Below are 18,327 nucleotides of genomic sequence, written 5' to 3'. Positions count from 1 at the left end.
CTGTCAATAATTAAGTGGTCAAAACCGGGCTATATCGATGTTATAGCACATCTTTCATCATGATCTTGGAGCGACGCTGGAAGTTGTAGAGTGCCTGCTTGCCCATCGGCAGGGCGCTGACATCCACCGGTTCGAAGCCACGCTCCCGAAACCAGTGAATGGAACGGGTGGTCAGAATAAACAGCCGGCTCATGCCGCGCTTCTTGGCCTGCTCTTCCACCTTCTGCAACAGCATATCGCCCCGGCTGCCCCGGCGATAATCGGGATGAATGGCGACACAGGCCATCTCGGCCATCGCCTCCTCCGGAAAAGGATAGAGGGCGGCACAGCCGATGATGGCACCGTCTTTCTCGATGATGGTGAACTGATCGACTTCCATTTCCAGTTGCTCGCGGGAGCGACGCACCAGAATACCTTCTTCTTCCAGCGGGCGGATCAAATCCAGGATACCGCCGATATCGTCGATACGGGCCTGGCGTGCCTGCTCGGCACTCAGACTGACCAGTTGGGTACCCAGACCGTCACGGGTGAACAGTTCCTGAATCAGGGCCCCGTCTTCCTTGTAGCTCACCAGGTGGCTGCGTGGCACCCCGGCGCGACAGCTGGAAATGGCGGCCCGCAGATAACGGGCGGTGCCGGACAGGGTGTCGCCATCGGACATAAGGCGCTGCAGATGCTCTTCGGCCTGTTCGGGAAACAGCTCCGGAATAGCCACGCCTTCGTCGTCGAGCACGCCGCGCTGTGAGCAGAACCCGATCAGCTTGGTGGCTTTTAGTTCGATGGCCAGCCGTCGGGCCAGCTCTTCGGACGACAGATTGAAGCTTTCACCGGTCACCGAAAAGCCGATGGGAGAGATCAACACGGTGGCGCCGTTGGACAGCTGGTGATGAATGGTGTCGGTATGAATGCGGCGTACCCGGCCGGAATGCTGATAGTCCACGCCATCGTCCACACCCAACGGCTGGGCGGTCACAAAGTTGCCGGTCACCACATTGATGCGGGCATTCTGCATGGGCGTATTGATCAGCCCCATCGACAGCCGGGCCATGATGTCCATCTGCAAGCCGCCACAGACATTTTTGATGATGCGAAAACTGTGCTCGTCGGTCACCCGGGTGTGCTTGTGAAAAACATTTTCCAGACCGGCTTCTTCCAGCCCCTGATCGATTTGCGGCCGGGCACCAAAGACGATAACCAGCCGAATGCCGAGGCTGGTCAGCAGCGCGATATCGGTAATGATATTGGGGAAATTATCCTGATCGATGGCTTCGCCACCGAGCATGACCACGAAGGTGGAGCCCCGGTGCAGATTGACATAGGGGCTGGATTGACGAAATGCCTTGACCAGGGCGGCATCGGTATCGCGCACGGACTGTCCTTTGATGACGGAAGATAATATAAGTCCATGATCGTGAAAATTAATGCAAAAAACAAGATTAAATATTTACTTTTTGGCTGTCGACAGCGCATCGGCATGCGACGGGGAAGGGCCTTTTCGGGTCTGATTCGACACCCCCCTTGTTGTGGCGGAGGCCAGGTTCCGCTGTGTTAATCCTGACGCATTTTGATATGAAAAATGCGAGCGAGCGCCAATAAAGCGGCCTGCCTTGCCGGGGGCTTTATGTTAACCTTTTTAGGGTTTTACCCGTTCGCGCGGGGAAAATCGGTAACTATAGCCACAATAAAGCTAAAACAACAAAAGCGAGAACAACAATGCAAAGGAAACTGTGCTTACTCACTCTGGGGGGGCTGGCAGCGCTGTTCAGTACCTCTGTGTTTGCGGCCGGAGGTCAACTGGACTTAACCGGTACGTCTGTCGGCATCTTCGCCGTGGTTATCTTCGTGATTGCCTATCTGCTGGTGATGGGCGAAGAATATCTGCATCTGCGCAAGTCCAAGCCGGTGCTGATTGCCGCCGGTATCATCTGGGTTAGTATTGGCTGGACCTACATGGTCAACGGTATTCCCGGCGTCACCGAAGCCTCGTTTCGGCATAACCTGCTGGAATATTCCGAACTGCTGTTATTCCTGCTGGTGGCGATGACCTACATCAATGCCATGGAAGAGCGCCGACTGTTCGATGCCCTGCGGGCCTGGATGATACGCAAGGGTTTCAGCTACAAGTCGCTGTTCTGGCTGACCGGCTTGCTGGCCTTCTTTATCTCTCCTATTGCCGATAACCTGACCACGGCGCTGCTGATGTGTGCCGTGGTGGTCAAGGTGGCGGAAGGGGACAAGCGTTTCATCAACCTGTGCTGTATCAATATCGTGATTGCCGCCAACGCCGGCGGTGCCTTCAGCCCCTTTGGCGATATCACCACCCTGATGGTGTGGCAGGCCGGTATCGTCAAGTTCAACGAATTCTTCATTCTGTTCATTCCCGCCCTGCTCAACTATCTGGTGCCGGCAGCGGTGATGCATTTCTTTATCGAGAACCGCAAACCCGCCGCCCTCTATGAAGAGGTGGAGGTGAAACGCGGTGCCATTCGCATCGTACTGTTGTTCCTGCTGACCATCGCCACCGCCGTGACCTGCCACAGCCTGCTGCACCTGCCGCCGGTACTGGGCATGATGACCGGCCTGGGTTACCTGCAGTTTTTCGGTTATTACCTGCGCCGCACCCTGCCGGGCTCGCTGGCGCGCAAGCGGGTCATGGCCGAGAAACGGGGCGATGAAGAAGCGCTCAAGCGGCTGGGTAGCGTGGTGCCTTTCGACGTTTTCAACCGGGTGGCGCGGGCCGAGTGGGACACCCTGCTGTTCTTCTACGGCGTGGTGATGTGTGTCGGTGGTCTGGGCTACATGGGTTATCTGGCGCTGGTGTCGGAGCTGCTCTATACCGGCTGGGATGCGGTGTATGCCAACGTCGCCCTCGGTGTGATTTCGGCGGTGGTGGATAACATTCCGGTGATGTTTGCGGTGCTGACCATGGAGCCGGAAATGTCGCACGGCAACTGGTTGTTGATCACCCTCACTGCCGGTGTGGGCGGCAGCCTGCTGTCTATCGGCTCGGCCGCCGGGGTGGCGCTGATGGGCCAGGCCCGCGGCATGTACACCTTTTTCGGCCACCTCAAGTGGGCCCCGGTGATTTTTCTCGGCTATGTGGTGAGCATTCTGGCGCACCTGTGGCTGAACGCCGACAGCTTCAACGTTTTTGGCTGAATAACAGCCGTCAGCGTTAAGCCATAAATTTAAAACCAATCGCATTTAAACAATCGATTGGTTTTATTACTTTGTACGATCGGACAAAGGGCCCGCTTCGCCGACTCGCCTGCTGGCACCGTCTGCAGGCAACTCGGAAGAGAAGGAGGAGGTGGCAGGGATTGCCTCAGCCGACCTTCCGCTTCAGGGATGAAGTGGTAGAGCGTCACATGGATGTGCTTGAAGCGTGTCGGGAGAGGCAACCCTGTTGCCTCTTTGCGCACTCATTAATAACCAATCAACCAAGCGGTTGGTTTGCTCCCCAGTCGCCCATTTTTGTTTCTGCTCATAAAAAAGCCCCGGCATGGCTGCCGGGGCTTTGTAGTTGTTATAGTGGATCAGGTCAACCGGCGGTGCCGGTTAACGGCTTCTGGCGTCGGCGTTGCAGCCAGGCCACCAGGCCGAGCAACAGGAAGCCGGGGATCCATATCAGCTCCTTGAGCCAACGTTCGGTCGGTGCACGCACCACCAGAATTTGCTGGTCGAAGTCCAGACCGGCATCGGCGGCGGGGCTGGCGAAGGCCACGCTGTCGACCAGTACCTTGCCGTCATCTTCATACAGCATCAGCCCGAGTTTCTGCATTCGCTCTTCACCGTTGTCGCCTGCCGGTACCGGCAGTAACAGACTGAATTCCTGCGGGTCGCCGACCGCATCTACCCCGAGTATGCGCAGACGCAGCTTGCTCTCGGCATCAACCTGACCGATTACCTGCTCAAATTGCGCCGGCGGCACCTCGCGATAGGGGTCGTGCAGCATGTCCATCCAGAAGCCCGGACGGAACAGGGTAAAGGCCACCAGTAGCAGCAGAATTCCTTCATACCAGCGGCTGCGTACCAGGAAAAAGCCCTGGGTACCGGCGGCGAAGATCAGCATGGCGGCGGTGGAGATCACGAAGATAACCACCCCGTGCCAGAAACTCACATCAATCAGCAGCAGATCCGTGTTGAAGATGAACAGGAAGGGCAGGGCGGCGGTACGCAGACTGTAGTAGAAGGCGGTGACACCGGTCTTGATTGGGTCGCCCTTGGACACGGCCGCGGCGGCAAACGAAGCCAGCCCTACCGGAGGGGTGACGTCGGCCATGATGCCGAAGTAGAACACGAACAGATGCACCGCGATCAGCGGCACTATCAGGCCGTTTTGCTGCCCCAGGGTCACCACCACCGGTGCCAGCAGGCTCGACACCACTATGTAGTTGGCGGTGGTCGGCAGGCCCATGCCCAGTATCAGGCTGAATACCGCGATGAACATCAGCATCAACAGCAGATTGCCCATCGACAGCAGCTCGACCAGATCGGCCAGTACCAGCCCGACCCCGGTTTGCGACACGGCACCGACGATAAGCCCTGCGGCGGCGGTGGCGATACCGATGCCAATCATGTTGCGGGCGCCGGCCAGCAGGCCTTCACGCAAGTCGATAACGCCATCCATAAAGGTACCGTGCTCGTGCAGGCCGTCGGTGCGCATCCAGCTCAGCAGCGGGCGCTGAGTCAGCAGTATCACCACCAGCATCATGCTGCCCCAGAAGGCGGACAGTCCGGGCGACAGACGCTCGACCATCAAACACCAGACCAGTACCACCACCGGCAGCAGAAAATGCAGGCCGGACAACAGCACGGCGCGGGTTTGCGGCAGGGCGTCTAGCGGCGCATTCGGATCTTCCGGCTCCAGCGGCGCCACACTGGCGGCAATTTTCAGCAGGCCCAGATAAGCCAGTGCCAGCAACAGGCCCACGCCTTCCAGCACATAATCGCCCAGCACCGGCTTGAGCCAGCCGAGACCGTAATAGACGGCCAGCGACAGACCGCTGATCAGGGTGGCGCCAAAGGCAAAGCCGGTCAGACGGCGCAGCCAGGGTTTGGGCTGGTGGCCGCCGATGGGCTGCAGGCCGAGCTTGAGCGACTCGAGATGAACAATATACAGCAGGGCGATATAGGAGATGGCCGCCGGCAGAAAGGCGTGCTTGATGATCTCTACATAGGGCATGCCGATGTATTCGACCATCAAAAAGGCCGCCGCGCCCATCACGGGCGGCATGATCTGGCCGTTGACCGAAGAGGCGACCTCGACCGCGCCGGCCTTCTCGGCGGAAAAGCCGGTGCGCTTCATCATGGGAATGGTAAAGGTACCGGTGGTCACCACATTGGCGATGGAAGAGCCGGAGATCATCCCGGTCAGCCCGGAGGCGACCACCGCCGCCTTGGCCGGGCCGCCGCGCAGGTGGCCGAGCAGGCTGAAGGCTAGCTGAATGAAGTAATGGCCGGCACCGGCCCGCTCGAGCAGGGCACCGAACAGCACGAACAGAAACACGAAGCTGGTGGACACACCGAGGGCGATGCCGAACACCCCTTCGGTGGTAATCCACTGGTGGTTGGCCAGGGCGCTGAAACTGACCCCGCGGTGGGCCAGCAGGCTCGGCATGTAAGGACCGGCCAGGCTGTAGGCCAGAAAGACCAGGGCGATGATCGCCAGCGGCGGCCCCAGCGCCCGGCGAGTGGCCTCCAGCAGCAGCGTCATGCCGACACAGGCGGTGACCAGATCGGCGGTGGTGAGACTGCCGGGACGCTGCGACAAATCCTGATAAAACACAAACAGGTAGGCGGCGGCGGCGGCGGCAATCAGGCCGAGCACGATATCGAGCAGCGGCACCCGATTGCGCGGCGATTTATTGAAGGCGGGAAACACCAGAAACGCCAGCAGCAGGGCGAAGGCGAGGTGAATGGAGCGGGTTTCGGTGTTGTTGAGTACGCCAAAGCCGAAAATGAAAGGCAAGGGGGACGCGATCCAGAGCTGGAACAGTGACCAGCACAGGGCCAGCCCGGCAATCACCCTGGCCATGATGCCATCGGGCGTGCGCGCACCGACATCCTGGGCGATCAGCTCCTCTGCGGACAAGTGTTTTTCTGACATAGGGGATACCTATTTTGATGGTGCAACAGAAAGGAGAAAACCTCTCCCGTGATGACGGGAGAGGTTTGGTTGCCAGCAAATACCGATGTCAGACAGTGAGCCCGGTGACGGATATCTCACGGCTTACCGCATTGCCGGCAGACGGTTACAGCCAGCCTTTTTCCTTGTAGAAACGCGCGGCGCCTTCATGCAGCGGCGCGGTAATGCCGGCACTGATCATGTCTTCGGCCTTCAAATCGGCAAAGGCGGGGTGCAGACGCTTGAAACGCTCCAGGTTGTCGAACACGGACTTGACCAGCTGATAGACCACGTCTGCATCGGTTTCTGCCGTAGTGGCCAGCACCGCCTTGCCGCCGATGGAAGGAATCGGCTGATCAACCCCCGGATAGAGGCCGGCGGGAATGTTGGCGCGGGTGAAGTAGCTGGCCTTCTCCAGCAGGGTGTCGACACCGGCTCCTTCTACCGGGATCAGCTTGGCATCGGCGGTGGTCAGTGCTTCCTGAATGGCGCCACTGGGGTGACCCACTACATAGGTGATGGCATCCAGGTTGTTGTCGCCCAGGGCGGCGGCCATTTCAGCCGGCTTCAGCTCGGCGGCGAGAGAAAAGCTGTCTTTGGTCCAGCCGCTGGCCTGCATCAGTTCATCGAAGGTATCGCGGCTGCCGGAGCCGGGAACACCGATGTTGACGCGCTTGCCATTAAGATCCCCGATGCTGTCGATGTCACTGTCGTTACGCACCACCACGGTGAGAATTTCACTTTGCAGCGAGAAGACGGCGCGTAGATTGGCAACCGGTTTCTTGTCGAAGGGAGCCTGACCTTCCAGTGCCTTGAATTGGTGATCGGACTGAATAAAGCCGAAGTCGTAGTCACCGTTTTGCAGCGAGACGATATTGCCGACGCTGCCTGCCGATGAGGGAGCATTACATTTGATGTCATGCTCTTCGGCACCGCGGTTGAGAAAACGGCACACCGATTGGCCGGCGGTATAATAAACCCCGGTCTGACCGCCGGTACCTATGGTTACGTAGCGCGTGTCGGCGCTGACCTGGCTGCTGAACAGCAGGGCGGTTACTGCGCCGGCAAACAGCTTGGAGACGTTACGATTTTGCATATCCATATTGATTTTCCTCAGGCTATTATTCCAAATAACATCTTCATTTTCTTATGATTAACACATTTTTCCATGTGTATCCATATGAGGCATTCACGGTAATGTAATACGCCGTTAAATGCTAATAAAAGCAGGCGAATACATCAGGACACCCGTTGCAAACCCGCCAGAGAAATAGCGGCAGGCTCATTATCGATCAGATTAGCCAGTGTAGCAGCGCTGCCGCAGGCCAGCGTAAAGCCCAGGCTGCCATGGCCGACATTCAGCCACAGATTGTTGATGCCGCTGCGCCCGATGAGTGGTGTGCCCTCGGGGGTGGCGGGGCGCAATCCGGCCCAGGCGGTGGCCGTTTGATAGTCGCCGGCGTGCGGAAAGCAGGCCTGAGCCTGCCGGCGCAACGAGGCAATGCGGCGGGCATCGAGTTCGGTGTTCCAGTCGCCAATATCCACCATGGCGGCGACGCGCAGCTGATCCTCCAGGCGGGCATAGACGATTTTGCGATCGTAGTCGGTGACATTGGTCTGCGGCACTGTGGCGTAGTCGGTCACGGGCAGGGTCAGACTGTAGCCCTTCAAGGGGTAAAGCGGCAGCTTCAGCCCCAACGGCCGCAGCAGGGCGGCGCTGCCAATGCCGGCGGCCACCACCAGATGGTCGACTGCCACCTCGCCCTGGGTCAGCGACAAGGCTCTGACCTGGCCGCGTTCGAGCCGCAGCTTGTTCACGGTTTGCCCGGTATGCAGGGTGAAGTTGGCATGCCCGCGCAGGCGTCGCAACAGCTGCTGGCAGAAGCGGTGGCAATCGCCCACTTCGTCGCCGGGTGAAAAAATACCGCCCTGCAACTGAGCGGCCAGACTGGCCAGCGCCGGCTCGGCCTCGATGCATTGTGCGGCATTCAGCAGCCGTTGCGGTGAGCCGGCATCGACGCCAGCGGCGGCTTTCTTGAAGCTGGCGCCATCGCGATAAATGACCAGCTTGCCATTGGCACGCCAGGCGAAGTCGTTCAGACCGTCCTGCTCGCGCCAGTCATTCAATATCTGCTGGCTATGCAGTGCCAGTCGCAGCAGGTGGGCGCCATTGGACTGGTTGACGCTGCGGCGGCAGGCCAGCAGAAAGCGCAGGCACCAGCGCCATTGATCGGGGTTCATGCGTGGCTGAAAACGCAGCGGGGCGTCTTTTTTCAGCATCCAGCCCAGTGCCTGCAGCGGCACGCCGGCATCGGCCAAGGGTGCCACGTAGCGATAGCTCAGCTGACCGCCATTGGCAAAACTGGTTTCCATGGCCACCGCATCCCGTTGCTCGAACAGCTCGACCTGAAGCCCTTTTTTGACCAGGGCATAGGCGGTGGTCAATCCAATCACCCCACCACCGATAATCGCGACTCGCATGACTGATTCCTTTTAAACTCAATCGCTTCAGCATAGGCATTGCCGCCTCGGCCGAACAATGAAAAGATAAGGGCAGGTCATAACCTTTGGTTATGGTTTGTATCCAAAAGAGTCTAAATTATGCGTCTACGCCATATCGAGTTGTTTCAGGCCGTATTGCAAACCGGCAGCCTGACGGCGGCAGCCGAGTTGCTGCATATTTCCCAACCCGCCGCCAGCAAGCGCCTGCAGCAGGCCGAACAGCAACTGGGGTTTGCCTTGTTTCGCCGCGTGCGAGGCAAGTTGCTGCCCACCACAGAGGCGTTGATCCTGCAGCAGCCCGCCGAGCAGTTGTCGTCCGATCTGCAGAACCTTCGCCGGCTGGCGGGTAATCTGCGCCGCGGCAATGCCTGCGCACTGCGGCTGATGTGTACGCCGACGCTGGCGCAGAGTTTGCTGCCTCAAGCGCTGGGGCGCTGGCGTGAATATTATCCCGATACCGAATGTGAACTGGCCACCCAGCACACCAAAGAAATGACTCAGGCGCTGTTGCTGCGCGAAGCGGATCTGGGGTTGACGCTGCAGCGGGTGAAGCACCCCGGGTTGCAGGTGGAGATGCTGGCGCAGGGTCGGATGATGGCAATTGCCCCTGCCGGTAGCTGGACCGAGGCGCAATGTCGTGAACCCATTCGGCTGCAAAGTCTGGCGGGGGTCAGGCTGATTGGTCTCGATAGCCGGGACGGCCTGGGTGGGCTGCTGCACAGCCATACTCAGGAGCTGGATCCGCCGGTGCGCATTCATACTCGAGTACAAACCTATCAGCTGGCGCGCCAGATGGTGGCCGCCGGTCAGGGTATGGCACTGGTCGACCCTTTTACCGCGCTGATGGCGGCAACCGGAGAGGTGCAGGCCCGACCATTGGAGCCCAGCCTGACAGTATCACTCTATGTGCTGCGCCGGGCCGGCGAAACGCCAATACCGGCCCGGCAGGCGTTACTGAAACAGCTGCAGTCCGTGGCCACCAGCCTGTTGCAGGCGTAATTAAAAAAGCCGCCCTAAGGCTAACACCGTTGAGTTAACGGGATCGATTGGCTTTCAAACCGACCTTCTGCGCCAGGGATGGCGCAGCAGAGCCCCCAGGGATGGGTTTACGGCGTGTCGGTGGGAAGTCAATTGATCCCGTTTTACGCTTAACTGACAGGTGTTAGCCCTAAGGCGGCCTTGTTGCTTGAGCGATTTACCACCACAGGGTGGTGATGCCCAGTATCAGAAAGAGCAGGGCGCTGGCGCCGTGAATCCACTTCATTGGAATACGCTCGGCCCCTTTCTTGCCGATCAGCACCACGGGTACGTTGGCAGCCATCATGCCGAGAGTCGTACCGGCTACCACCAGCCAGTAGTCTTCCACGAAACGGGCGGCCAGCAGCACGGTGGCAAGTTGGGTCTTGTCGCCCATTTCCGCCAGAAAAAACAGCATAAAGGTGGTGATGAAGGGCCCGTAGCGGCGCAGCGTGCCGTCTTCATCGTCCAGCTTGTCGGGGATCAGCATCCAGCACGCCATGATGAAGAAGGAGCCGGCCAGCAGATAGCGCAGCCAGTCGGGATCCAGCCATTGCTGCACCCACACCCCCACCCAGCCGGCCAGACCGTGGTTGAGCAGAGTCGCGGCCAGTATACCGACAATAATGGGCAGGGGCTTTCTGAAACGACAGCTCAGCACCAGGGCGAGCAGTTGGGTTTTGTCACCGATTTCGGCGATGGCGACCGCGAGGGTCGAAGTAGTCAGTGCTTCCAAGGTAGTTACCGGGGGACGAGTGATGATCAACCAATGAGCAGGCCATGCCGCCCGTCCCCGGTATCGGCATCAGCCTGTCAAAGGTCTCGTCAAACCACGGATGTCTTGTTAATAACTTATCAACAAGATATGCGGGTCACGGCCACCATGGTGATTTGCACCAATTATGTTGACGACCGTCTCGACACTCACTGTCGAGAGACTACTCCCCCTTGTGCAGGAGTCGCGTATTCTAGTGATTTGAGCGGCGAGATCAAGGCGGTCGTTAATCTGTTCCTCACACCTCACACCTCACACCTCACACCTCACACCTCACGCATTCAAGCGAAGTGTTAGCCACCGACTTTTTTCACCGGCAAACCGGCCTTGACCAACAGCGTCATGACCTGCTCCAGCCGGTCGCCCTGAATTTCGATCACGCCTTTCTTCACCGCGCCACCGGTGCCCAGCTGTTTCTTCAGCTGCTTGGCCAGGGTGCCGACCTGCTCGGTGGGTACGCCGTACACGCAAATAACGCCGGCACCCTTGCGGCCCTTGGTTTCGCGGCGCAAGCGGACGGTACCATCGTCGGGGAAAAGACCGGGGCCGGCGGCGGATTTGTCCTGCTCGGCCTGCCAGTCGGGATCGGTGCTGTATACCAGTTTGTTCATGTTGTTGACTCAATAATCGGTGATAACATCAGGTGCTGAAGCGGCCGTTGACCAGGGTGGCCTTGACGTCCAGTTGGTGGCTCAGCACCACCAGATTGGCGACCTTGCCGACGGCAATGGCGCCGAGCTCATGGTCGAGCCCCAGCGCTCGGGCCGGATAGAGGCTGGCCATGCAGAGCGCTTCTTCCAGCGGCAGGCCGACCCGTTCAACCAGGTTCTTGACCCCGGCAATCATGGTCAGCGCCGAGCCGCCGAGTGTACCATGCTCGTCCACACAGCGGCCATCGCGCACCAGAACCGGGGTGCCGCAAAAGTCGAATTGGGTCAGCTCGGGCCCGGCACCGGCGGCGGCGGTGGCGTCGGTCACCAGACACAGGCGCTGGCCCAGTACCTTGTGTGCCAGTCGCACATTGGCATCATGCACATGCACCCCATCGGCGATAATGCCCGCGTATACCGATTCGCTGTCGAACACGGCCCCCACGGCCCCGGGTGACCGGCCGTTGAGGGTGGGGGTCATGGCGTTGTAGAGGTGAGTGGCAAAGCCGACGCCGGCGTCAAAGCCGGCCATGGCTTCATCATAACTGGCGGCGGTATGGCCCATGGCGACCATAATGCCGGCGGCCTGCAGGCGGCGAATATGCGCGGGATTATTGCATTCGGGCGCCAGGGTAATTTTGGCAATCACGGCGGCATGCCGACACAAAAATTCCAGCATCGGCTCATCCAGCTGGCGTATCTGCGCCGCCGGATGAATGCCCTTGCGCTCGAGGTTGGTGTAGGGGCCTTCCAGATGCAGCCCCAATACCCGATGTTGATGCCGGGCCATGTAGTCTTGAGTGACCGCGACCGCCTGCTGCATATCCCGGTCGGGGGAGGTGATCAGCGTGGGCAGAAAGCTGGTGGTGCCAGACCCTAGATTGGTTCTGTGCATGGTATCCAGCGTTCGAGTGCTGATGTCGTTATTGAACATGACGCCGCCACAGCCGTTGAGCTGCAGGTCGATGAAACCGGCGCTCAGCAGGGCACCGTTCAAGGAGTGACGGGGCAGTTCGGCACCAAGGTTGGCTTCGGGCTGAATGGCGACAATTCGGTCTTGTTTGATCACCACCGCCTGGCGTTCGAGCAGGCGCTCGCCGTCAAACAGGGTGCAATGGGTCAGGGCAAACATCGGTTACTCCGTGGCTGACTGAATGAGCGCGTTGGCGGCGATTGGCGAGGCCGCATCGAGAGAGGATGCCGAGAGATCCCGAGTGGCATCGGTATCGCATACCAGCAGGCAGTCTTTATGCCGCCGCAGCGAGGATATTGGCCACAAGGGGCTGACATCGCCTTCCAGGGCCGCTCGCAGCGCCTGCGCCTTGTGTTGGCCGGTCACCAGCAACATGACCTGTTCCGCTTCCTGCAAGGTGCCCAGGCCAATGGTCAGCGCCCGAGTCGGTACCTGTTGCGGATCCTGGTTGAAAAAGCGGGCGTTGTCCTGCCGGGTGATCTCGCTCAGGGTGCTGATATGAGTAGATGAGTCGAAAGGTGGCATGGGCTCATTGAAGGCGATATGCCCGTTGCTGCCCACGCCGCCCATAAACAGATGAACAGGGCCAAAGTGGCGAATGGCCGCTTCATAGCGGCGGCACTCGGCCTCGAGATCGTCGGCCATGCCGTCGGGAATATGAATATTATTCGGCTTGATATCCAGATGCCGGAACAGGTTTTGGTGCATAAAGTAGTGATAGCTTTGTGGATGTTCTGGCGGTAATCCGACGTATTCGTCCATATTGAAGGTAACCACATGACGAAAACTGAGCTTTCCCGCCCGATGCAAAGCAACCAGTTCATGATAGGTGGCCAGCGGCGTGCTGCCGGTGGGCAGCCCGAGCACGAAGGGGCGTCGGGCGTCGGGCGCAAAGGCATTGATGCGCTCGGCAAGGTAATGGGCAGCCCAGCGGCTGACCTGGTTTGCACTGGCGAAAGGAATTAAACGCATGGCGGGCTTCTCGTGGTGATATGCCAAAAGCCTACCATATTTCGAATGGCGACCTAAGCAAGACGCTGGCCGGCATGGGCCGTGCCGGGGTGTTCCATATTGCATAAGGAGATCTGCCGTGAAGGTGCTGGGATACTTTCAGAAGCTGGGCAAGGCGTTGATGTTACCTTTGGCCACGCTGCCTGTTGCGGCCTTGCTGCTGCGCCTGGGTCAGCCAGATTTGCTGGGCATCGCCTTGATGGCCGAGGCGGGGGCGGCCATTTTCAATCAACTGCCGTTGTTGTTTTGTCTGGGAATTGCGGTGGGCCTGACTCAACACCACGCCGGGGCCGCCGCCCTGGCCGGCGCCGTGGGCTACCTGGTGCTGACCGGTGCGGCCAGCGCCATCAACGGCGACATCGACTTGTCTTTTCTCGGCGGCATTATCGCCGGCATCATTGCCGGTCACAGCGATAACCGCTTTCATCGCGTGCGGCTGCCCGGCTTTCTGGCCTGCTTCGGCGGCAAGCGGCTGGTGCCCATCATGAGCGGACTCTTTGCCTTGCTGGCGGCCTTTATCATGGGCCTGGTCTGGCCGCTGCTGTTGCAGACGGCTGATAGTATCGCTGCGGGCCTTCCGGCCCTGGGACCCTTTGGCCCGTTTCTCTATGGGGTGCTTAATCGTGTGTTGACACCACTGGGGTTGCATCAGGTGCTGAGCAGCCATATCTGGTTTGATTTTGGCGCCTGTCTGCAGTTGAGTTATGAAGCGGCGGATAAAGTACAGCAGCTGTGTCTGGACCCGGCACTGGTGCAGACGCTGGCGGTGGGCGGCCCGGTGCCGGGCGAGGATGGCGGCGTGATCACCGGGCTGGCCACCGAGGTCACCCGGGGTGATCTGCACCGCTTCTTTGCCGGCGACCCTGGCGCCGGGGTCTTTATGGCCGGCTTTTACCCGGTCATCCTCTTCGGTCTGCCGACAGGGGCGCTGGCCATGACCCTGGCCGCCCCCAAAGGACAGCGTGCCCAGGTGGGCGGCCTGCTGTTGTCATTGGCGATAACCGCCATGCTGACCGGCATTACCGAACCACTGGAATTCTTTTTACTGTTTATGGCGCCGTTGCTTTATGTGTTGCACATATTGCTGACCGGGCTGGCGCTGCTGGTGACCAACCTGTTCGGCGTACTGCATGGTTTTGGTTTTTCCGCCGGGCTGTTCGACCTGATACTGAACTGGGATCTGGCTACCCGGCCCTGGACGCTGGTGGCCATCGGCGTGGCGTTTGGCGTGATTTATTTCGTGACCTTCTATTTCGCCATTCGGCTATTCACGCTGCGCCCCTTGGGGGACGAGACCACGCCGGTTGATGACGCCGGGGGGGAGCGAGGTGATCCGGCTGGGTAAGCAAAACCTGCAATTGGTCGGGGCTCCGGGCGGACGCACTGGCCGCCACGCTCAATGTGCTGATGGCACAGCACACTAGCGTAGCAACACGATGACCTCGCGATATTACAAGCGGGATCGGCGCAAGTCGGGCCCGTTTTTATTATTTCAGCGTATAAGCGATGCAAACAACGTGAAAAAACAGCTTAAGTCGGCTCAGACATGCCACTCGACGGCAGTTAACTGTAATTAGTCGACGGCGGTATTTCGGTGCCGGGGGAGTGTTTTTCGCGCTGTCAAGTGTGTGCCCGACGGCCGGGCTGGCCCTCAATGTTATGCACAGAGCGCCTGAGCCTTGTGGCAACCGGCTTGGCTGCACTTATCCACCATTTCTGTGGATAAGGTTGTGGATTACCATCATACAACCGGTGCAAAGCCAGACAGGGCAGGCCTCTCGGATAAACAGCTATTTTTTTAACCAGAAAATAAATACTTAAAAAACAATATCTTGAAAAAGTCACGACAAAATTTCGCTCGATATCTGAACGATAACAGCGACATTAGAGTAAAGGCACAAATTGTGGGTTTCTTGGCGAAGGCAGAGTGCTTCTAGTGGATAAGTCAAGAGAGGTAGTGCGAAATTTGGCTCCCCCTGCTGGACTCGAACCAGCGACATACGGATTAACAGTCCGGCGTTCTACCAACTGAACTAAGGGGGAATCTCGTGAAGAGGCCGCAGATAATACGCAGCCATAGCAGGCGGGTCAAGGATAAAATACGAATTTTGACCCTTAAGACAGTAGCGGCAGTTTTTGCTTAAATTCAGCGCTTCACCGGGGGTAAACTGGGGGTCGAATCAAGAGGAGAGTAGGTGATGAGCAAAGATTTCCAACTGGTCAGCGAATATCAGCCCGGAGGTGATCAGCCGACGGCGATTGCGCAACTGCTGGAGGGGATCGATGCCGGCCTGGCTCATCAGACCCTGCTGGGGGTAACCGGCTCGGGTAAAACCTTTACCGTGGCCAATGTCATTGCCGAGCTGAACCGGCCCACCATGATACTGGCGCCCAACAAGACCCTGGCCGCCCAGCTTTATGGCGAGATGAAGGAATTCTTTCCTCATAACGCGGTCGAGTACTTCGTTTCCTACTACGACTACTATCAGCCCGAAGCCTATGTGCCGACGACCGATACCTTTATCGAGAAAGACGCCTCCATCAACGATCACATCGAGCAGATGCGGCTGTCGGCCACCAAGGCGCTGATGGAGCGGCGCGACGTGATTATCGTGGCCTCGGTATCGGCCATCTACGGTCTGGGCGACCCCCAGTCTTACCTGAGCATGATGCTGCACCTGCGGGTGGGCGATATGCTGAACCAGCGCGACATGCTGCGCCGGCTGGCGGAACTGCAATATACCCGCAACGACGCCGGTTTTCAGCGCGGTACCTTTCGGGTGCGGGGGGAGGTGATCGATATCTTTCCGGCCGAGTCGGACAACCAGGCGGTGCGGGTCGAACTGTTCGATGACGAAATCGAGCGCATCAGCCTGTTCGACCCCCTTACCGGCGCGCAATCCCAGACCCTGGCGCGCTTTACCATTTACCCCAAGACCCACTACGTGACCCCGCGGGAGAAACTGCTCGGCGCCATCGAGCATATCAAGGTGGAGTTGCAGGCGCGCAAGGCGCAGCTGCTGTCGGCCAACAAGCTGCTGGAAGAGCAGCGCATCAGCCAGCGCACCCAGTTCGATATCGAGATGATTCAGGAGCTGGGTTATTGCTCGGGCATCGAAAACTACTCCCGTTACCTGTCGGGCCGGGGCGAAGGCGAGGCACCGCCCACGCTGTTCGATTATCTGCCCGGTGACGGCCTGCTGATCATCGATGAATCCCACGTTACTGTGCCGCAGATTGGCGGCATGTATAAAGGCGACCGTTCGCGCAAGGAAACCCTGGTGGAATACGGCTTTCGTCTGCCCTCGGCGCTGGATAACCGCCCCATGCGCTTCGAGGAGTTCGAGGCACTGATGCCGCAAACGGTGTTTGTGTCGGCGACCCCCGGGCCCTATGAACTGGACAAGTCCGGTGATGATGTGGCCGAGCAGGTGGTGCGCCCCACCGGGCTGCTCGATCCGGTGCTGGAAGTGCGGCCGGTGGCCACCCAGGTGGACGACGTCTTGTCTGAAGCGCGGCTGCGTATCGCGCAAAACGAACGGGTGCTGGTGACCACCCTCACCAAACGCATGGCCGAAGATCTGACCGAATACCTGAACGATCACGGCCTTCAGGTGCGTTACCTGCATTCGGATATCGACACCGTGGAGCGCATGGAGATCATTCGCGATCTGCGCCTGGGCAAGTTCGACGTATTGGTGGGCATCAACCTGCTGCGTGAAGGGCTGGACATGCCGGAAGTGTCTCTGGTGGCGATTCTGGATGCGGACAAGGAAGGCTTTCTGCGCTCGGAACGCTCGCTGATCCAGACCATAGGCCGGGCGGCCCGTAACCTTAATGGCAAGGCCATTCTGTACGCCGACCGCATTACCCGTTCGATGGCCGCTGCTATGAGTGAAACCGAGCGCCGCCGCGAAGTGCAGCAGCAGTTCAACGAAGAGCACGGCATCGTGCCCAAAGGACTGATCAAGGGCGTGACCGACGTGATGGATCTGGACGGCAGCCGCCGTATCGGCTCCAAGCGTGCCAAGGACAAAACGCCGTTACCCGAACATCTGCCGACCGCCAAAGAGTTGGACAAGCAGATTACCGCGCTGGAAAAAACCATGCTCGAGCACGCCCGCAACCTGGAGTTCGAACAGGCTGCCGCCACCCGCGACCGCATCCACGAACTGCGTGAGCAGTTGATCCGCAGTTAAGCGGTAATACCGAACCGATTAAGTAATTGATCTGTTAGGTTACTTTGTAAAGGTCGGACAAAGGGCCAGCTCCGCCGACTCGCCGTGAACCCATCCATGGGGGCTCCACCACGCCATCCCTGGCGCGAAGGGTCGGCGGAGCAGATCCCTTTATCCTCCCTGATGCCAAGGAGTTGCCTGAGTGAGCGCCCTGCAGACACCTTGGTGCTAGAGGAGAGGCAACAGAGATCGGCTCCCACGACCGTGAAATGCCAAGGATGGCATTTCCTGAGCCCCCATGGATGGGTTTATGGCGTGTCGTGGGAGGCGGCTGTGTTGCCTCTGATCTGAGGCCTTAATATGACCAGATCATTACTGGGATTGGTATTACTGACCAGTCTGGGGGAGCTGATAAGCCAGGGTACCCCACAGCGGCACGGTGGACATGGAATGTTTGTAGCTGCCGCTGGTTTCCTTGGTGCTGTAGGCAACATATAGCAATGACTGGCTTTGGTCGTCATAGATGCGGCGGATCTTCAGGCTCTTGAGAAAAATACTCTTCGATTTCTTGAACACGATTTCGCCGCTCTTGGAGGTATCGATGGCGGCGATCATGGCGGCGGTAATTTCGCCGGTCTGACGGCAGCTGATTGACATGTCGGAGGGATCGGCCAGGTCCAGATCGGCGACGATGTTGGACATGTGGCAGGTCACGCCGGGCACGCCCGGATCGGTCAGCACCTCGATTTTGATGTCTTTGGTGGTGAACATACCCAGAGACACATCGCCCACCTCATTGTTATCACAACCTAGCAGCAGGGTAGACAGGCAAAGCAGGGCGGCCGTTCTTTTGAACATGAGCAGGTTCCTTGTATCAAGCAGCGTATTAACAAACAACCCCAGTTCTTACCATACTCGGCCGGTGCCGCCAAACTTAACTGCCTTTGGGGGCGCGGCTCTACCTGCCGTTTTGCCGAGGTAATGGTCGGCCTCGGGGCCTGCTTCAAACGAATCTATCACTCTTAAATACCCTATCGGTTTGCATGCCGAAGACTGATCCAGATCAGTGAAACAGCTAATGCGGTTGTTCGGCT

13 protein-coding genes, 1 tRNA gene and 1 riboswitch are annotated in these 18,327 nt (G+C 58.9%); of the genes, 4 read left to right on the top strand and 10 right to left on the bottom strand.

The features are described from left to right. Positions 1 to 40 precede the first annotated feature (40 nt). The gene (gene argA / locus ABD827_RS05775) at positions 41 to 1,369 is read right to left on the bottom strand and encodes an amino-acid N-acetyltransferase (protein ID WP_344963199.1); all 1,329 of its coding nucleotides are present in this window, start codon (positions 1,367 to 1,369) and stop codon (positions 41 to 43) included. Between the two features lie 344 nt (positions 1,370 to 1,713). On the opposite strand from argA, the gene nhaD reads away from it, so the two are divergent. After that, entirely contained in the window at positions 1,714 to 3,159 is a 1,446-nt protein-coding gene (nhaD, locus tag ABD827_RS05770) for a sodium:proton antiporter NhaD (RefSeq protein WP_344963197.1), read from the top strand. Between the two features lie 382 nt (positions 3,160 to 3,541). Here the strand turns inward: nhaD and ABD827_RS05765 are convergent, their stop codons facing one another. The 3 genes from ABD827_RS05765 to ABD827_RS05755 form a co-directional block, all read right to left on the bottom strand. Beyond that, positions 3,542 to 6,109 (bottom strand): TRAP transporter permease, encoded by a 2,568-nt coding sequence (locus ABD827_RS05765; RefSeq protein ID WP_344963195.1) that lies wholly within the window; start codon positions 6,107 to 6,109, stop codon positions 3,542 to 3,544. A gap of 145 nt (positions 6,110 to 6,254) precedes the next feature. Next, entirely contained in the window at positions 6,255 to 7,223 is a 969-nt protein-coding gene (locus tag ABD827_RS05760; protein ID WP_344963315.1) for a TAXI family TRAP transporter solute-binding subunit, read from the bottom strand. Positions 7,224 to 7,366: 143 nt separating this feature from the next. Next, positions 7,367 to 8,608, bottom strand: a complete 1,242-nt coding sequence (locus tag ABD827_RS05755) for a D-amino acid dehydrogenase (RefSeq protein ID WP_344963192.1) — start codon at positions 8,606 to 8,608, stop codon at positions 7,367 to 7,369. 120 nt (positions 8,609 to 8,728) lie between these two features. Here ABD827_RS05755 and ABD827_RS05750 point away from each other — a divergent pair, with 120 nt between their 5' ends. After that, entirely contained in the window at positions 8,729 to 9,628 is a 900-nt protein-coding gene (locus ABD827_RS05750; protein WP_344963191.1) for a LysR family transcriptional regulator, read from the top strand. 196 nt (positions 9,629 to 9,824) lie between these two features. On the opposite strand, the gene ABD827_RS05745 is transcribed toward ABD827_RS05750, so the two are convergent. The 4 genes from ABD827_RS05745 to nagB all read right to left on the bottom strand — a co-directional run bounded on the left by ABD827_RS05745 (position 9,825) and on the right by nagB (position 13,016). Further along, entirely contained in the window at positions 9,825 to 10,382 is a 558-nt protein-coding gene (locus tag ABD827_RS05745) for a TMEM165/GDT1 family protein (protein ID WP_344963189.1), read from the bottom strand. Positions 10,383 to 10,426: 44 nt separating this feature from the next. Further along, positions 10,427 to 10,605: riboswitch (yybP-ykoY riboswitch) on the bottom strand. A gap of 109 nt (positions 10,606 to 10,714) precedes the next feature. Then, positions 10,715 to 11,032, bottom strand: coding sequence for a translation initiation factor (locus tag ABD827_RS05740; protein WP_298722014.1), 318 nt, complete (start codon positions 11,030 to 11,032; stop codon positions 10,715 to 10,717). A gap of 28 nt (positions 11,033 to 11,060) precedes the next feature. Then, a complete protein-coding gene (gene nagA / locus ABD827_RS05735) occupies positions 11,061 to 12,203 on the bottom strand; it encodes an N-acetylglucosamine-6-phosphate deacetylase (RefSeq protein ID WP_344963186.1) in 1,143 nt (380 codons plus the stop codon). A gap of 3 nt (positions 12,204 to 12,206) precedes the next feature. Then, positions 12,207 to 13,016: a glucosamine-6-phosphate deaminase gene (nagB, locus tag ABD827_RS05730; protein ID WP_344963184.1), complete on the bottom strand. Its 810-nt coding sequence runs from the start codon at positions 13,014 to 13,016 to the stop codon at positions 12,207 to 12,209. Between the two features lie 118 nt (positions 13,017 to 13,134). Between nagB and ABD827_RS05725 the strand changes: the two genes are divergently transcribed. After that, the gene (locus tag ABD827_RS05725) at positions 13,135 to 14,400 is read left to right on the top strand and encodes a PTS transporter subunit EIIC (protein ID WP_344963182.1); all 1,266 of its coding nucleotides are present in this window, start codon (positions 13,135 to 13,137) and stop codon (positions 14,398 to 14,400) included. Positions 14,401 to 15,022: 622 nt separating this feature from the next. On the opposite strand, the gene ABD827_RS05720 is transcribed toward ABD827_RS05725, so the two are convergent. Beyond that, positions 15,023 to 15,098 (bottom strand) — tRNA-Asn (locus ABD827_RS05720). Between the two features lie 155 nt (positions 15,099 to 15,253). On the opposite strand from ABD827_RS05720, the gene uvrB reads away from it, so the two are divergent. Further along, positions 15,254 to 17,254, top strand: a complete 2,001-nt coding sequence (gene uvrB / locus ABD827_RS05715; protein ID WP_344963180.1) for an excinuclease ABC subunit UvrB — start codon at positions 15,254 to 15,256, stop codon at positions 17,252 to 17,254. Between the two features lie 366 nt (positions 17,255 to 17,620). Here the strand turns inward: uvrB and ABD827_RS05710 are convergent, their stop codons facing one another. Further along, entirely contained in the window at positions 17,621 to 18,091 is a 471-nt protein-coding gene (locus ABD827_RS05710) for a CreA family protein (protein WP_344963178.1), read from the bottom strand. Positions 18,092 to 18,327 lie beyond the last annotated feature (236 nt).

The organism is Oceanisphaera sediminis (assembly GCF_039539745.1).
Lineage (GTDB): Bacteria > Pseudomonadota > Gammaproteobacteria > Enterobacterales > Aeromonadaceae > Oceanimonas > Oceanimonas sediminis.
Note: the sequence above shows the minus strand (reverse complement) of the source record. Positions and strands in the feature narration are given on the sequence as shown.

Excerpts from the sequence above, each read along its gene's own strand:
- ABD827_RS05755 (WP_344963192.1), bottom strand. The coding sequence starts at position 8,608 with ATGCGAGTCGCGATTATCGGTGGTGGGGTGATTGGATTGACCACCGCC.
- nagB (WP_344963184.1), bottom strand. The coding sequence starts at position 13,016 with ATGCGTTTAATTCCTTTCGCCAGTGCAAACCAGGTCAGCCGCTGGGCT.
- nhaD (WP_344963197.1), top strand. The coding sequence starts at position 1,714 with ATGCAAAGGAAACTGTGCTTACTCACTCTGGGGGGGCTGGCAGCGCTG.
- ABD827_RS05750 (WP_344963191.1), top strand. The coding sequence starts at position 8,729 with ATGCGTCTACGCCATATCGAGTTGTTTCAGGCCGTATTGCAAACCGGC.
- ABD827_RS05710 (WP_344963178.1), bottom strand. The coding sequence starts at position 18,091 with ATGTTCAAAAGAACGGCCGCCCTGCTTTGCCTGTCTACCCTGCTGCTA.
- ABD827_RS05765 (WP_344963195.1), bottom strand. The coding sequence starts at position 6,109 with ATGTCAGAAAAACACTTGTCCGCAGAGGAGCTGATCGCCCAGGATGTC.
- ABD827_RS05760 (WP_344963315.1), bottom strand. The coding sequence starts at position 7,223 with ATGCAAAATCGTAACGTCTCCAAGCTGTTTGCCGGCGCAGTAACCGCC.
- ABD827_RS05740 (WP_298722014.1), bottom strand. The coding sequence starts at position 11,032 with ATGAACAAACTGGTATACAGCACCGATCCCGACTGGCAGGCCGAGCAG.
- nagA (WP_344963186.1), bottom strand. The coding sequence starts at position 12,203 with ATGTTTGCCCTGACCCATTGCACCCTGTTTGACGGCGAGCGCCTGCTC.
- uvrB (WP_344963180.1), top strand. The coding sequence starts at position 15,254 with ATGAGCAAAGATTTCCAACTGGTCAGCGAATATCAGCCCGGAGGTGAT.